This is a genomic window from Aquabacterium sp. OR-4, from assembly GCF_025290835.2.
Classification (GTDB): domain Bacteria; phylum Pseudomonadota; class Gammaproteobacteria; order Burkholderiales; family Burkholderiaceae_C; genus Pseudaquabacterium.
This window is the reverse complement of sequence record NZ_JAOCQD020000002.1, coordinates 1,686,591-1,701,365: the sequence shown is the minus strand read 5'-3', so window position 1 is coordinate 1,701,365 and position 14,775 is coordinate 1,686,591. Positions and strand designations below refer to the sequence as shown.

Annotated in this window: 11 protein-coding genes and 1 pseudogene; 8 read left to right on the top strand and 4 right to left on the bottom strand. The window is 71.7% G+C overall.

Annotation, left to right across the window (positions count from 1 at the left end; genetic code table 11):
* The first annotated feature begins 3 nt into the window (after positions 1 to 3).
* Complete coding sequence (locus N4G63_RS19640) at positions 4 to 2,007, top strand: acetyl/propionyl/methylcrotonyl-CoA carboxylase subunit alpha (RefSeq protein ID WP_260787179.1); 2,004 nt, start codon at positions 4 to 6, stop codon at positions 2,005 to 2,007.
* A gap of 210 nt (positions 2,008 to 2,217) precedes the next feature.
* Here N4G63_RS19640 and N4G63_RS19635 read toward each other — a convergent pair whose 3' ends face one another.
* Entirely contained in the window at positions 2,218 to 2,616 is a 399-nt protein-coding gene (locus N4G63_RS19635) for a hypothetical protein (protein ID WP_314600088.1), read from the bottom strand.
* Positions 2,617 to 2,802: 186 nt separating this feature from the next.
* Here N4G63_RS19635 and N4G63_RS19630 point away from each other — a divergent pair, with 186 nt between their 5' ends.
* The 6 genes from N4G63_RS19630 to N4G63_RS19605 all read left to right on the top strand — a co-directional run bounded on the left by N4G63_RS19630 (position 2,803) and on the right by N4G63_RS19605 (position 7,566).
* On the top strand, positions 2,803 to 3,729 hold the full coding sequence (locus N4G63_RS19630; RefSeq protein WP_260787181.1) for a hydroxymethylglutaryl-CoA lyase: 927 nt from the start codon (positions 2,803 to 2,805) through the stop codon (positions 3,727 to 3,729).
* Entirely contained in the window at positions 3,726 to 4,259 is a 534-nt protein-coding gene (locus tag N4G63_RS19625; RefSeq protein ID WP_260787182.1) for a YbaK/EbsC family protein, read from the top strand. Before N4G63_RS19630 ends, N4G63_RS19625 begins: the two co-directional genes overlap by 4 nt.
* A 56-nt stretch (positions 4,260 to 4,315) precedes the next feature.
* Complete coding sequence (locus N4G63_RS28350) at positions 4,316 to 4,591, top strand: DUF1289 domain-containing protein (protein ID WP_443112070.1); 276 nt, start codon at positions 4,316 to 4,318, stop codon at positions 4,589 to 4,591.
* Between the two features lie 163 nt (positions 4,592 to 4,754).
* Positions 4,755 to 6,455, top strand: a complete 1,701-nt coding sequence (locus tag N4G63_RS19615; RefSeq protein ID WP_314600087.1) for an MFS transporter — start codon at positions 4,755 to 4,757, stop codon at positions 6,453 to 6,455.
* A gap of 330 nt (positions 6,456 to 6,785) precedes the next feature.
* Positions 6,786 to 6,998 carry a hypothetical protein gene (locus N4G63_RS19610; RefSeq protein WP_260787183.1) on the top strand — a complete coding sequence of 71 codons (213 nt, stop codon included), beginning with the start codon at positions 6,786 to 6,788 and terminating at the stop codon, positions 6,996 to 6,998.
* A gap of 124 nt (positions 6,999 to 7,122) precedes the next feature.
* Entirely contained in the window at positions 7,123 to 7,566 is a 444-nt protein-coding gene (locus N4G63_RS19605; protein ID WP_260787184.1) for a universal stress protein, read from the top strand.
* Positions 7,567 to 7,638: 72 nt separating this feature from the next.
* On the opposite strand, the gene N4G63_RS19600 is transcribed toward N4G63_RS19605, so the two are convergent.
* The 3 genes from N4G63_RS19600 to N4G63_RS19590 are packed head-to-tail and all read right to left on the bottom strand — an operon-like array spanning position 7,639 to position 13,905.
* Positions 7,639 to 8,913, bottom strand: a complete 1,275-nt coding sequence (locus N4G63_RS19600; RefSeq protein ID WP_260787185.1) for a hypothetical protein — start codon at positions 8,911 to 8,913, stop codon at positions 7,639 to 7,641.
* Between the two features lie 52 nt (positions 8,914 to 8,965).
* Positions 8,966 to 12,274, bottom strand: coding sequence for an acetyl-CoA carboxylase family protein (locus N4G63_RS19595; RefSeq protein WP_260787186.1), 3,309 nt, complete (start codon positions 12,272 to 12,274; stop codon positions 8,966 to 8,968).
* Positions 12,274 to 13,905, bottom strand: coding sequence for an AMP-binding protein (locus N4G63_RS19590; protein ID WP_260787187.1), 1,632 nt, complete (start codon positions 13,903 to 13,905; stop codon positions 12,274 to 12,276). The genes N4G63_RS19595 and N4G63_RS19590 overlap by 1 nt, the downstream gene beginning before the upstream one ends.
* Before the next feature lie 125 nt (positions 13,906 to 14,030).
* Between N4G63_RS19590 and N4G63_RS19585 the strand changes: the two are divergent.
* Positions 14,031 to 14,672 (top strand): annotated as a pseudogene (locus tag N4G63_RS19585) (TetR/AcrR family transcriptional regulator); the annotation flags it as partial.
* Positions 14,673 to 14,775 lie beyond the last annotated feature (103 nt).

The window sequence follows — 14,775 nt, the reverse complement described above, 5'->3', positions numbered from 1 at the left end:
CCCATGTTCAACAAGATCCTGATCGCCAACCGAGGCGAAATCGCCTGCCGGGTGGCCGCCACCGCGCGCCGCCTGGGCATCCGCACCGTGGCCGTGTACTCCGAGGCCGATGCCCATGCCCGGCACGTGCAGGCCTGCGACGAGGCCGTGGCCATCGGCGGTGCCGCGCCGCGCGACAGCTATCTGCGCGCCGACCGCATCCTGGCCGCGGCACGCGCCACCGGCGCGCAGGCCGTGCACCCGGGCTACGGCTTCCTGTCCGAGAACGAGGCCTTCGCCCGGGCCTGCGCCGAGGCCGGCATCGCCTTCATCGGCCCGCCGCCCGCGGCCATTGCGGCCATGGGCAGCAAGAGTGCGGCCAAGGCCTTGATGGCGCAGGCCGGCGTGCCGCTGGTGCCCGGCTACCACGGTGCCGACAACGACCCCGCGCTGCTGGCCACCGAGGCCGCGCGCATCGGCTACCCGGTGCTGATCAAGGCCAGCGCCGGTGGCGGCGGCAAGGGCATGCGCCGGGTCGACGCGCCGCAGGACTTTGCCGCCGCGCTGGCCAGCTGCCAGCGCGAGGCGCAGGCCAGCTTTGGCGACCAGCATGTGCTGGTCGAGCGTTATGTGCTGCGGCCGCGGCACATCGAGATCCAGGTGTTTGCCGACTCGCTGGGCCATTGCATCCACCTGGGCGAGCGCGACTGCTCGGTGCAGCGCCGCCACCAGAAGGTGCTGGAGGAGTCGCCCGCGCCCGGCCTCAGCGCCGCGCGCCGCGCCGAGATGGGCGCCGCCGCCGTGGCCGCCGCGCAGGCCGTGGGCTATGTGGGCGCCGGCACGGTGGAGTTCATCGCCGAGGAGGTGGACGACGGCGATCTGCGCTTTTACTTCATGGAGATGAACACCCGGCTGCAGGTGGAGCACCCGGTCACCGAGGCCGTCACCGGGCAGGATCTGGTGGACTGGCAGCTGCGCGTGGCCGCCGGCCAGCCGCTGCCCCTGACCCAGGAGCAGGTGCAACTGAGCGGCCACGCCATCGAGGCCCGGCTGTGCGCCGAGAACCCCGACGCCGGCTTTCTGCCCGCCACCGGCCAGCTCGATGTGCTGCGCTGGCCGGCGCATGCCGAGTTCGAGCGCGGCGCGGTGCGCGTGGATGCCGGCGTGCGCGAGGGCGACGCGATCAGCCCGCACTACGACTCGATGATTGCCAAGCTGATCGTCTGGGGCGATACGCGTGCGCAGGCGCTGGCCCGGCTCGACCAGGCCCTGCAGGCCACGCGCATCGTCGGTCTGGCCACCAATGCGGCCTTTCTGCGCCGGGTGGTGCAGTGCAGCAGCTTTGCCACGGCCGATCTCGACACCGGCCTGATCGAGCGCGAGCGCGCGGTGCTGCTCGACCAGCCGGCGCTGCCGCTGGCCGTGGCCGCCGCCGGCGTGGTGGCGCACCAGCTGGCCGCCGAAGCCGCACTGGAAGGTGCCGACCCCTTCAGCCGCCGCGACGGCTGGCGCCTGCACGGTGGGGCGCGCCGGCACGTTGATCTGGAGGTCGACGGCCAGGCGCACAGCGTGGCGCTGGCCCGCCACCACGATGGCCGCTGCGAGCTGCAGATCGTCGACCAGCGCTGGCCGATCACGGTGCGCGCGCTGGGCGGCGCAGCGCACGACGTGACACTGGGCGAGCAGCGCCTGCGCTTCGAGGTGTTTGTGCACGGCGAGCGGGTGGCGGTGTTTGCGCCCGCAGGCAGTGCCGTGCTGCGCGTGGTCGACGCCATCGCCCATGCCGGCGAAGCGGCCGGCGAAGGCGGCCGCCTCACCGCCCCGATGCCCGGCAAGGTGGTGGCCTTTCTGGCCGCCGCCGGTGACCGCGTGGCCCAGGGTCAGCCGCTGGCGGTGATGGAGGCCATGAAGATGGAACACACCCTCACCGCGCCCCGCGACGGCGTGGTGGCCGAGCTGCTGTACGGCGTGGGCGATCAGGTGGCCGAAGGTGGCGAACTGCTGCGCCTTGAGCCGGTTGTGGCATGACGGCACCCGGCCACGCCTACCCGCGAGGCCGGGTGCCCCCATGGGCCGAGCGCCGGGCCGCTCCCAAGCCGGCCTGCACCCGCCTGGCGGGTGGCCTCGCGTACCCGCGAGGCCGGGTGCCCCCACGGGCCGGGCGCCGGGCCGCTCCCAAGCCGGCCCGGACCCGCCTGGCGGGTGGCCTCGCGTACCCGCGAGGCCGGGTGCCCCAGCTCATTCCTTGCGAAAACGCCCCAGCCAGCTGCGGCGGCGCTCGACGGCGCCGTGTTCAAGCCCGCTGTCGTCGCGCCCCTGCGGATCGAGCGGCATCGGTGGCGGTTGCGACAGGCCGAAGCCCGAGGTGTCGCGTGCCCACTCGTTGGGTTGCATCGCGTGGCCGGGCGGCTCGTGGCGCTCGGCCAGGTGGGCCGGCAGGGCGGCCGTGACCTCGCGGAACATCGCCGCCAGCGCCATCAGCTCGCTGCCCACGCAGGCGTCGCACACCAGCAGCACGTCGCGGGCATACCGTGCATCGCCGAGCAGGCGCTCGATCTGGATGCCGTGGCCGATTTCACCCAGCAGCAGGTCGTGGATGCGCTGCGCGATCTGGGGGCGGCTCAGGGGGCTGGGCAAACAAGTCTCCGGCGGGGCTTCGAATGGGCAGGACTGGTGCGGGCCCGCTGGCCGCATCCTACGCATGATCGATGCCGCCTCCATCCCCAATCCGACATGCGCGGTGTGCCATGGGCCCGCCCACCCCGGCGCCCTGTCGATCAACCGCGGCTGGCTATAGTGCCGCCGCTTCAGTGAAGGATTGCGATGATTCCCTCCCGAGTCACGCTCGTCGACGTGGGCCCGCGCGACGGCCTGCAGAACGAGAAACAGGCGGTGTCCGCCGCGCACAAGATCGAGCTGGTGCACCGGCTGCAGGCCGCCGGGCTGCGCGAGATCGAAGCCACCAGCTATGTCAGCCCCAAGTGGGTGCCGCAGATGGCCGACAACGCCGAGGTGATGGCCGGCATCCGGCGCCAGCCGGGCGTGCGCCTGAGCGTGCTGACGCCCAATCTGAAGGGGCTGGAGGCGGCGCTGGCCGGGCCGCCGGCCACCCGCCCCGACGAGGTGGTGGTGTTTGGCGCCGCCAGCGAGGCCTTCAGCCAGAAGAACATCAACTGCAGCATTGCCGAGAGCATCGAGCGATTTGCCCCGGTGGTGGCCGCGGCGCGTGCGGCCGGCGTCAAGGTGCGGGCGGCGATCTCCTGCGCGCTGGGCTGCCCCTACCAGGGCGAGGTCAGCGCCGACGCGGTGGAGGATGTGGCCCGGCGCCTGGCCGACATCGGCGTGCAGCACTGCGGCGTGGCCGACACCATCGGCGTGGGCACGCCGCACAAGGTGCAGGCCGCGATGGCGCGGGCGCTCAAGCACTTTGCGCTGGCCGAGGTGAGCGGCCATTTCCACGACACCTACGGCCAGGCGCTGGTCAACATCTACGCCTGCCTGCAGATGGGCGTGCACTGCTTTGACGCCAGCGTGGCCGGCCTGGGCGGCTGCCCCTATGCCAAGGGCGCCACCGGCAACGTGGCCACCGAAGACGTGGTCTTCATGCTCGACGGCCTGGGCATCGAGACCGGCATCGACCTGGATGCGCTGGTCGAGGCCGGCGGCTATATCAGCGATGTGCTGGGCCGGCCGCCGGTGTCGCGCGTGGGCCGGGCGCTGCTCACGCGCAAGGGCCGGGTGTTTGCATGAGCGAGCACGGCAACCCGAGCGCGCCGGACGCCGGCTTGAACGACCGGCCCGAGGGCTTTCGCCGCGTGGCCGCGGCGCTGGCCGAGCGCGGCCATCCGCACCCGGCGCGCTGGCTGGCGCAGTCGGCGCGCACCTGCGCCGAGGCCGCCCAGGCGCTGGAGGTGCAGGTGGGCCAGATCGCCAAGAGCGTGATCTTCCGGCGCAAGGCCGCCAACCCGGCCGACGAGGTGGCGGTGCTGGTGGTGGCCAGCGGCGACAAGCGAGTGGATACCGCCAAGCTCACCGCCCTGGTGGGCCCGGTGGGCCGCGCCGATGCCGAGTTCGTGAAGTCGCGCACCGGCTTCTCGATCGGTGGCGTGTCGCCGCTGGCGCACGCCACGCCGCCGGTGGTGCTGATCGACCGCGAGCTGTTCCGCTTTGACACCGTGTGGGCCGCCGCCGGCCATCCCAACGGCGTGTTTGCCGCGGCCCCGGCCGAGCTGCTGGCCCTGACCGGCGCGCCCGCTGTCGACGTGACGGAGGCCTCATGAACGCGCCGGGCCGCCCCAAGGGCCAACCCCCGACGGCTCGGGCTGACGATGGCCCCGTGGGCGCCGCCACGCCGGTGGCCAGCCCGTGCATCAATGTGTGCCGCATGAACGCGGCCAGCGGCTGGTGCGAGGGCTGCCTGCGCAGCCTCGACGAGATCGCCGCCTGGGGCCGGCTGGACGAGCACGCCAGGCGCGCGGTGTGGGCCCAGCTGGACCCGCGGCGCCAGCAGCTGGCGCAAACGCAGGCGCCAATACAGCCGCAAACGCAGGCGCAAAAGCTGACGCCGGCAGGCCCCACCCCCGAGCCGGGGCGCCGGGGTTTTCCCGGCTAAGTCCCGTTGTTTCCTGCATGGTGAAACAAAGCCTACGGGTTGCACCTGAAATTGTCAGCTTCTGTTGGCTTGGCGTCAGACATCGGTCAGACGTTGCTTCGACAGTCCGGCCCACGCGGCGTGCCATCCGGTGCGCTGCTCCTCGGAAAACGGAGACGTCAGCATGGCAACAGCCAACATGGGCATGAAAGGCGGTGGCGCGGCAGCGCCCATGACCGCCGAAGAGAAGAAGGTGATCTTCGCCTCGTCACTCGGCACGGTCTTCGAGTGGTACGACTTCTACCTCTACGGTTCGCTGGCGGCCATCATCGCCAAGCAGTTCTTCTCGGGCCTCGATCCGTCGGCGGCCTTCATCTTTGCGCTGCTGGCCTTTGCCGCGGGCTTCATCGTGCGCCCCTTCGGCGCGCTGGTGTTCGGCCGCCTGGGCGACATGATCGGCCGCAAGTACACCTTCCTGGTCACGATCCTGATCATGGGTCTGGCCACCTTCATCGTGGGCATCCTGCCCAACTACGCCACCATCGGCGTGGCCGCACCGGTGATCCTGATCGCGCTGCGCATGCTGCAGGGCCTGGCACTCGGCGGTGAGTACGGCGGTGCCGCCACCTACGTGGCCGAGCACGCGCCGCACGGCCGCCGCGGTGCCTACACCGCGTGGATCCAGACCACCGCCACGCTGGGCCTGTTTCTCAGCCTGATGGTCATCCTGGGCACCCGCACCATCATCGGCGAGGCGGCGTTTGCCGACTGGGGCTGGCGCGTGCCGTTCATCGTCTCGATCCTGCTGCTGGCCATCAGCGTGTGGATCCGCCTGTCGATGAACGAATCGCCGGCCTTTAAGAAGATGAAGGAAGAGGGCAAGGTCTCGAAGGCGCCGCTGTCCGAATCGTTCGGCCAGTGGAAGAACCTGAAGATCGTGATCCTGGCGCTGTTCGGCCTGGTGGCCGGTCAGGCCGTGGTCTGGTACTCGGGCCAGTTCTACGCGCTGTTCTTCCTGAGCAACGTGCTCAAGGTTGACGGCCCCACCGCCAACATCCTGGTGGCGGTGTCGCTGATCATCGGCACGCCGTTCTTCGTGGTCTTCGGCACGCTGTCCGACCGCATCGGCCGCAAGCCGATCATCATGGCGGGCCTGCTGCTGGCCATCCTCACCTACTTCCCGCTGTTCGAGGCGCTGACCAACGCGGCCAACCCCAAGCTGGCCGCTGCGCAGAAGAACGCCAAGGTGACGGTGACTGCCGGCGTGGGTGATTGCTCGTTCCAGGGCAACCCGGTGGCGCGCGAGATCGACTTCACCAAGTCCTGCGACATCGCCAAGCGCTACCTGGCGCAGCAGTCGGTGAGCTACGACAACGTCAACGCCACGGCCGCCGGCCCGGCCGTGGTGCAGATCGGCGACAAGCAGATCACCGCCCCGGTGGGCACCGTGGTGAACCAGAAGTTCGACGAAGCCAGCACCAAGGCCATCGCCGCGTTCAAGAAGGACGTGACCGAGGCGCTGAAGGCCGCCGGCTACCCGGCCAAGGCCGACCCGATTGCACCGCTGTCGGGCGCCTGGTGGAAGATCGTCGGCATCCTGAGCGTGCTGGTGATCTACGTGACCATGGTCTACGGCCCGATCGCCGCGATGCTGGTCGAGCTGTTCCCCACCCGCATCCGCTACACCTCGATGAGCCTGCCGTACCACATCGGCAACGGCTGGTTCGGTGGCCTGATGCCCACCATCGCCTTCGCGATGGTGGCCGCCAACGGCAACATGTACCACGGCCTGTGGTACCCGATCATCATCGCCTCGATGACGCTGGTGATCGGCATGCTGTTCGTGCGTGAGACCAAGGACGTCGACATCTACGCCGGCGACTGATCGCCTCGCGGCCGCGGCCGGTTGCCACGGTGGCAGCCAGCCCGGCGCGGCCCCGGCCCGAGCCGGTGCCGCGGGCAACACCAAGGTTCCGGCCGCAGTTCGCTGCGGCCGATTTCATTGCCGCGCGCCGATGGCCTGCCCGGCTGCCCCGGTGTCCGGGCGCTGCGGCACCGAGCGGCGCCTTGACAGTGCGCCGTCAGCGCCCGGCGCGATACTGGCCGGTCAGGCCCGCCGTCCCTGGCGGCGGCACCGCGGCCCGGTGTTTCGCGCCCCCTCTTTCCTCCTTCTTCTTTTTGCGGCAACGCGTCTTTCTTTCAGGAACACACAACCATGTGGAAGCTGGTTCTCGGATTCATCGTCTTCGCCGCGCTGGCGCTGTTCATCCTGGCCAAGAGCGGTGGCGACATCGACATGAGCGGTGAAAAGCACGGCGGTGACGTGGGCCACGGCCCGGCTGCGTCCGAGCCGGCCACGGCCGCGCCGGCTGCGGCCAGCGTGCCGGCGGTGGCGGCTTCGGCCGCTGCCAGCGCCGCGTCAAACTGATCTGGCGCAGGCCCCGCAGCGGGGCCGCCGCGCGGCCTGGCCCGCATTGACCAAGGTCAATGCGCAGACCGGGGTGCGCGGCCACCATGGCGGCAATCTCACTGCACTCCCACAGGGATCCGCCATGTTCAAGAACCTTTTCGTGCCGATTGACGGCAGCGCGCTGTCAGAGCGCGCCATGCAGACCAGCATCGCGCTGGCCAAGCAGCTGGGCGCCGCGATCACCGGCTTCGTTGTCGAGCCCGACGCGCCGCTGCCCACGCCCGGCGTGCAGATGTCGCAGTACGAGCGCAGCACCGCCGCGCACCTCGAGAAGACCGACACCCATGCGCGCAAGCTGCTCACCGCCTTCGAGGCGCGCGCGGCCGAGTCGGGCGTTCCTTTCACCGGCCTGCATGCCAATGCCACGGGCGTGGATCAGGCCATCGTCGAGCAGGCCGAAAGCGCCGGCTGCGACATGATCGTGATGGTCACCCACGGACGCGGCACCTTTGGCGAGCTGCTGTTCGGCTCGCACACCAAGACCGTGCTGTCGCACAGCAAGCTGCCGCTGCTGGTGCTGCACTGAGTCAGCGGCCCGGCCAGGCCAGGCCACAGGCGGGGGGCGCGGCGGCCCGGCCCTCGGCCCGGTTGGCCAGCCCTATGGCGTGGCCTGCAGCAGCGGCAGGCGGTTCAGGCGCTGCTCGATGCCTGCCAGCATGGCGCGGTAGGCCGGTGCATCCACACCGCCAAAGCGGCGCTGAAACTCCGGCTCGGGCAGGTTCTCGGGCAGGTCGCTCACATCGGGCAGCAGGTCGCGGTCACCCAGCGGTGCTGCCAGGCGCTGCTGCAGGGCCTGGGCATCGCGCCGGGCGCGCTGGCCCAGGCGGGTGCCGGCGCGGTCGGCCGTCAGGTCGTTGAAGCTGAAGCCCGAGCCGCCGCGCGAATCGGACACCTCCTTGTACAGGCCGATGGCATCGGCCAGCCGGCCACCGCCTTCGGCCGCCAGCACGGCCGACACCAGATAGTGCAGCGGCGTGTCGGAGCGCCCGTGCAACACCACCACCATCGGCCGCACACGGGCCCACTGGCGAGACGACGGCACCAGCTCGGCCAGCGCGCGCGGATGGGTGGCCACCAGGGTCAGGGCCAGCAGCGCGGCGCGGTTCTCCTGCTCGGCACTCTGGCCCGAATCGGTGCGCTGGCGCGCCAATGCAAACAACGGCGGCAGCAGCGCGGCCAGCGCCACGCGGCGGCTGGACTGGCCCGCCGGCGCCACGGCGGCCAGCCGCTCCACATACATGCGCAGGCGCTCCTGCTCGTCGGGCTGCAGCAGGCTGGCGGCCAGGGTTTCGCGCAGGTGGGCGGGCCAGGCAAAGGCCACCACGCCAAACTGGCCGGTGAACTGCACCCGGCTCACGATGCGTTGCGCCAGATCGCCCTGGGCCTGCAGGCCCAGGGCCTCGAGCAGTCGCGGCAGTGCGCGCTCGGCCAGCCAGCCGGGCACCGGCAGCGCGCCCAGGCGCAAGGCCTGCACCTCGGGCAGGGCCTGGGTCTCGGCCAGCGTCAGGTCGACATTGAGCCAGCCGCCCAGCGGATTGCTCGGCAGCGCCAGGCTGGCGCGCACCCGGGCCGTGCCGGGCAGCAGCGTGACCTGGGCGCGGGCCTGGCCGGCCGGGCCCAGGCGCTGGCTGGCCTGGTCGATCAGCAGCTCGATGTCGCGCGCGGTCAGGGCCACCGCGCGCTGCACGCCGGCCGGCGTGCGGCGCGGGTCGTGGCGCCTGAGCAGGGCGCGTGCGCGCTCGATGTCGGCGTGGCCCAGGCGCGGGCCGGCCGGCACCATCGGCTGCGCCTGCAGCGCCAACCACAGCGCGGCCAGCGCCAGCAGGGGCAGGGCAATCAGGCCGACCAGCAGGCCGCGAAGAAGCAAACGCATGACCGCAGTCTGCCATTGCGCACCGCAGCGGCCGGTGGGCGGATGCCTGCGCTTACCAGCAATCGATGAAGCGTGGGCCCGATGCCGGCGCGGCGCCACGCCCGGTGGCGCTGTCGAGCCCGCGCACCAGCCAGGCGCGGGTGTCGGCGGGGTCGATCACCGCGTCGATCTCCAAGGTTTGCGCCATGTTCAGTGCCGAGCCGTTGGCGTACTGCTGGGCCACCAGCCTGTCGTACAGCGCGTCGCGCTCGGGGCCGGCCGCGGCGGCCTCGAGCTCCTTGCGGAAGCCCAGGCGCACCGCGCCTTCCAGGCCCATGGCGCCAAACTCGCCGGTCGGCCAGGCCACGGTGAACACCGGCGCATCGAAGCCGCCCACGGCCATGGCCTGCGCACCCAGGCCGTAGCCCTTGCGCACCACCACCGTGAAGCAGGGCACCGTGAGGTGGGCCGCGGCCACGAACAGCCGGCAGGCATGGCGCACCTGGGCCTGGCGCTCGATCTCGGGGCCGACCATGAAGCCCGGCGTGTCGCACAGCGTCAGCACCGGCAGGCCATGGGCATTGGCCAGCTGCAGGAAGCGCGCGCCCTTGTCGGCGGCCTCGGGGTCGATGGCGCCGCCCAGGTGCTGCGGGTTGTTGGCCAGCAGGGCCATGGGCCGGCCTTCGATGCGGATCAGTGCCGTGACCATGCCGTGGCCGAAGCCGGCGCGCAGCTCGAGCACCGAGCCTGCGTCGGCCAGCGTGCCGACCAGCGCGCGCATGTCGTAGGCGCGCAGGCGGTTCTCGGGCACGCAGTGGCGCAGCGCGCGGGCATCGCCATAACGCCACAGATCAGCGCCCAGCCGGCCCTGGAAGTAGCCCAGGTACTGCTGCGTGGCGAGCACCGCGGCGGCTTCGTCATCCACCAGCAGGTCGATCACGCCGTTGCGCGCCAGATCGGCCGCCGGGCCGATCTCCTCGGGCTTGTAGACGCCCAGGCCGCCGCCCTCGATCATGGCCGGGCCACCCATGCCGATGTTGGCCGACCGGGTGGCGATGATGGTGTCGGCACAGCCCAGCAGCGCCGCATTGCCGGCAAAGCAGCGGCCATGCACGATGCCCACGAACGGCACCTGGCCCGACAGCGCCGCAAACTGGCTGAAGGTGTGGTTGTTCAGCCCGGCGACGATGGGCATGTCCACATCGCCCGGGCGGCCGCCACCGCCTTCGGCAAACAGCACGGTGGGCAACTGCCAGTCGTGGATCAGCTTCAGCAGCCGATCCTTCTTGTGGTGGTTGCGCCAGCCCTGGGTGCCGGCCAGCACCGTGTAGTCGTAGGCCAGCACCGCGGTGCGGCTGCGCTCGGGGCCGAACTCGCGGCTGTTGACCGCACCGATGCCGGTGACCATGCCGTCGGCCGGCGTGTTGCGCTGCAGGTCATCGAGGCTGCGGCGGCGCTGCTGCGCGGCAATGGCCAGGCCGCCGTACTCGATGAACGAGCCCTCATCGCACAGATCGGCGATGTTCTCGCGCGCGGTGCGGCCGCCCTGGGCATGGCGCCTGGCCACGGCCTCGGGGCGGGCGGCGTCGTCGGTGAGGGCGATGCGCTCGAGGGCGCGCTGCAGGTCGGGGCGGATGTGGTCGGGGCTGCGCAGGGCGGCTTCGTCCACTGCGCTGCCGGCGCTGTCCTCGGGGGTGAGCCACAGCAGCACCTGCCCGTCCTGCACGAAATCGCCCTCGGCCACCCGGCGCGCGGCCACGCGCGCGGCCAGCGGCGAGGCGATGCCGTGCTGCATCTTCATCGATTCCAGCACCAGGGCCTCGGCCCCATCGGCCAGCAGCCCGCCCTCGGCCACGCTGAACTGCACCAGGCGGCCGGCCATGGGCGCGCGCAGGGCCTGCAGGCCGGGCGGCGGGGTGTCGTCGGCCGCGGTGGGGGCTTGCGTGGCGGTGCTGGCGTGGTGGGCGTCGGCGTGCGCCGCCAGCAGCGGTTGCAGTGCGGGCCATTCGGCCTCGAGCCAGCGGGTGTGCACGGCATGCTCAGCCAGGGCCGGATGTTCGGCCAGTGCGCGCAGCAGCGGCAGGTTGGTGGCCAGGCCCTCGATGCGGCACTCACCCAGCGCGCGGCGCGAGCGGCGCAGCACATCGGCCCAGCCCTCGGCGCCATGGCCCGGGTGGTGCACGATCAGCTTGGCCAGCAGGGTGTCGTAGTGCGGCGAGGGCTGCAGGCCCTGGCGCGCCTGGCTGTCCACGCGCACGCCGGGGCCGGCGGCAAGCTCGCAGCGGGTGAGCAGGCCGCTGGCGGCCTGGGCCTGGCCTTGCGCATCCAGGCGCTCGGCGTTGATGCGCCATTGCACCGCAAAGCCGCGCGGCATGGGCGGCGCGGCCGGGTCGAGACCCAGCGCGGCCAGTGAGCGTCCGGCGGCAATGGCGATCTGCGCCGCCACCAGGTCGACGCCGGTGACCGCCTCGGTGACCGTGTGCTCGACCTGCAGGCGCGGATTGGCCTCGATGAACACGAAGGGCAGCTCAGTAGACGCCTCGTCGACCAGGAACTCGAAGGTGCCCAGGCTCTGGTAGCCGCTGGCGCGTGCCAGGGTCAGCGCGGCCTGCACCAGCTGCGCGCGAAGCGCATCGGGCAGGGTGGGGCTGGGGGCGATCTCCACCAGCTTCTGGAAGCGGCGCTGCAGCGTGCATTCGCGCTCGCCCAGCGCCATCACCTGGCGGCCATCGCCGATCAGCTGGATCTCGAGGTGGCGGGCGCGCGGCATCAGGCGCTCGGCATACACCGCGCCCAGGCCGAAGGCGGCCTGCGCCTCGGCGCTGCAGCGGGTGTAGGCCTCGGGCAGGTCGGCCGGCTGCAGCACCGCGCGCATGCCGCGGCCGCCGCCACCGGCCACGGCCTTGAGCATCAGGCCGCACTGCGGATCGTGCGCGCGCTGTTCGGCGAAGAAGGCCTGCAGTTCAGCCAGCGTGGCCGCGCCGGTGCCCGGCAGCAGCGGCACGCCGTGCTCGGCGGCCAGGGCGCGGGCACACGCCTTGTCGCCGAACAGGGCCAGCTGATCCGGCGTGGGGCCCACGAAGCACAGGCCGGCCGCCGCACAGGCACGGGCGAAGTCGGCCCGCTCGCTGAGGAAGCCGTAGCCCGGGTGCACCGCATCGCAAGCGTGGGCGCGCGCCGTGGCCACCAGCGTGGCGATGTCGAGGTAGGCCGCCGGGCCGGTGGCATCGAGCGCCACAGCCTCGTCGGCCAGCAGGGTGTGCGGCGCGCCCACGTCGTCGCGCGCATAGACGCTGACGGTGGCGATGCCCAGATCCTGCGCCGCGCGCAGGATGCGCAGCGCGATTTCGCCACGGTTGGCGACCAGCAGTTTCTTGAACATCAGGCGGGGTCCTTGAGCAGGCGGCGCAGCACCTTGCCGGCACCGGTGGCCGGCAGCGCATCGATGAAGCGCACGCTGCGCGGCGCCTTGTAGCTGGCCATGTTGTCGCGGGCCCAGGCGATCAGTGCGGCCTCAGCCACGTCAGCGCCCGGCTTCTTCACGATGAAGGCGCGCACCACCTCGCCCTTGTCGGCATCGGCCACGCCGATCACCGCGGCCTGGGCCACGGCCGGGTGCTTGATCAGGATGGTTTCCACCTCTTCGGGAAACACGCTGTAGCCCGACACCTTGATCATCTCCTTGAAGCGGCCGATGAAGGTGAGGTAGCCCTGGTCATCGAGCACGCCCATGTCGCCGGTGTGCACCCAGCCGTCGCGCAGGGTCTTGGCGGTGGCCTCGGGCTTGTTCCAGTAGCCCTGGAAGCTGCCGCGGCTTTTCAGCACGATCTCGCCCACCTCGCCGGTGGGCTTGTCGGCACCGGTGTCGGGATCGAGGATGCGGATGGTGACGCCCGGCGCCGGCTTGCCGTGCGTGCCCCAGCGCACGGCCTCGCGCGGCATGTAGGTGTCGCAGGTGTGGGTTTCGCTCAGGCCGTAGGCGGCCTCGAAGCTGTCGCAGCGGGGCGCATGCGCGCGCCACTGCGCGGCCAGCGGCGCCGTGAACGTGATGCCGAAGCTGGTGACCGGGTTGACGCGCAGGCTGGACAAATCCATCGCCTGCGCGCCCGGCACCTGCATGCAGGCCACGTTCATCGGCGCGATGCTGTACCACCAGCTGACGCGGTGCCGCTCAATGGCCTGCAGCGTGGCCAGCGGGTCGAAGCGGTGCAGCAGCACCGTGGTGGCGCCGGTGTACAGCGTCACATCGATGCCCATCAGCATGCCGGCGATGTGGTACAGCGGCGCAATGGCCAGCAGCACGTCATCGCCGGCCACGCCATTGCAGCCGGCGCAGGCGGCCGTCTTGTACAACGCGTTGTCGTGGCTGAGCATGGCGCCCTTGGGCAGGCCGGTGGTGCCCGAGGTGTAGGTCATCAGCGCGGTGTGGCTCAGGCCCACGCGCACCGGCGGACAGGGCGCGCCGCTGCGCATCACGGCGAGGAAGTCTTCGCACGCCAGGCCATCGATGGCCGGCATCTCGCGCGGCGCCTGGCGCAGCGCCTGCAACTCGGCGGGCAGGTCCAGCGTGGGCTGCTCGGGCAGCAGGTCGGCGTAGTGCACCACGAAGGCCTGCTGCAGTGCCGTCTGCGCCCGCACCTGGGCCACGATGGGCAGCAGCGGCGCGGCGGCCACGATCACGCGCGCCTGCAGGTCATCGAGCTGGTACTGCAGCTCGTGGGCCTTGTTCAGCGGCCCGCAGGGGCAGACGATGGCGCCGGCCTTCTGGATGCCCACATGCGCCACCACGTACTGCGGGCAGTTGCCCAGGAACAGCGCCACCGCTTCGCCCGCCTGCACGCCGCTGGCCAGCAGGCGCGCGGCAAAGGCGTCGCTGGCCGCGTCGAGCTGGGCATAGCTGAGTGCCGCGCCGTACCACAGGAAGGCCGGCTTGTCGGGCTGGGTGAGGGCGTGCTGGCGCAGGTAAGCGTGCAGCGGCGCGGCGAGCGGGATGTCGACGGTGCGTTCGCGCATGGCGGGCTCCGGTGCGGGTTGGGCCTGGGGGCGGGCTGCGGGTTAACGAGGGCCGGCACGGACTTGCCGGGCGCTACCGGCTGGTAGAAGATGCCGCGCAAATACTACTCAGCAGTAGCTGAGTCATGCGCTCGGTGAATCCACCTGTCTCCGCGGCGTCAGCCAGGGCCACGCGCAGCGCGCGCGGCCCGCGCCAGCGCCAGCCCACGGCCGCCACCGATGCCAAGCGCGAGGCCATCCTGCGCGCCGCCGAGGCGCTGTTCCACGCCCAGGGCTATGCCCGCACCACCATCGAGCAGGTGGCCGACAGGCTGGGTGTGACCAAGCCCTTCGTCTACTACTACTTCCGCAACAAGCAGGAGCTGTTCGAGACCCTGAGCTGGACGCCCGCCGTGGCCTGCTTCACCGTGCTGGACGACGGCACGCTGGCGGCGCTGCCGCCGCAGCTGCAGGCCGCGCAGGCCGTCGAGCGCCTGATCCGCGCCACGCTGGCGCATTACCCGGCGGCGTTTTTTGCCTACCGCGAACCACAGGCCTATCGCCCCGAATACATGGCCGAGCAAAGGCGCCTGGCCCACCACTTCTACGACCGGTTCTGCGCGCTGCTGGAGCGTGGCCGTGCCGACGGCACGCTGCACTTCGCGCCGGGTCAGGAGACGCGCATCACCGCGCTGGCGGCCTGCAGCCTGCCGGGCTTCCTGTACAGCTGGTACCGGCCCGAGGGCCGCCTGCCAGCCGAGGCCGTGGTGCAGCAGCTCAGCCGCCTGGCCTGGCGCGTGATCGGTCTGCCCGAACCGGCCCTGGCGCCCACCCGCACCCCCGAGGAGATCCCGCGCATGAACACACACCCGCCGCGCCGCCGCTGGCGTG

Excerpts from the sequence above, each read along its gene's own strand:
- N4G63_RS19590 (WP_260787187.1), bottom strand. The coding sequence starts at position 13,905 with ATGCGCGAACGCACCGTCGACATCCCGCTCGCCGCGCCGCTGCACGCT.
- N4G63_RS19595 (WP_260787186.1), bottom strand. The coding sequence starts at position 12,274 with ATGTTCAAGAAACTGCTGGTCGCCAACCGTGGCGAAATCGCGCTGCGC.
- N4G63_RS19640 (WP_260787179.1), top strand. The coding sequence starts at position 4 with ATGTTCAACAAGATCCTGATCGCCAACCGAGGCGAAATCGCCTGCCGG.
- N4G63_RS19625 (WP_260787182.1), top strand. The coding sequence starts at position 3,726 with ATGAGCGAGCACGGCAACCCGAGCGCGCCGGACGCCGGCTTGAACGAC.
- N4G63_RS19600 (WP_260787185.1), bottom strand. The coding sequence starts at position 8,913 with ATGCGTTTGCTTCTTCGCGGCCTGCTGGTCGGCCTGATTGCCCTGCCC.
- N4G63_RS19615 (WP_314600087.1), top strand. The coding sequence starts at position 4,755 with ATGGCAACAGCCAACATGGGCATGAAAGGCGGTGGCGCGGCAGCGCCC.
- N4G63_RS19610 (WP_260787183.1), top strand. The coding sequence starts at position 6,786 with ATGTGGAAGCTGGTTCTCGGATTCATCGTCTTCGCCGCGCTGGCGCTG.
- N4G63_RS19605 (WP_260787184.1), top strand. The coding sequence starts at position 7,123 with ATGTTCAAGAACCTTTTCGTGCCGATTGACGGCAGCGCGCTGTCAGAG.
- N4G63_RS19630 (WP_260787181.1), top strand. The coding sequence starts at position 2,803 with ATGATTCCCTCCCGAGTCACGCTCGTCGACGTGGGCCCGCGCGACGGC.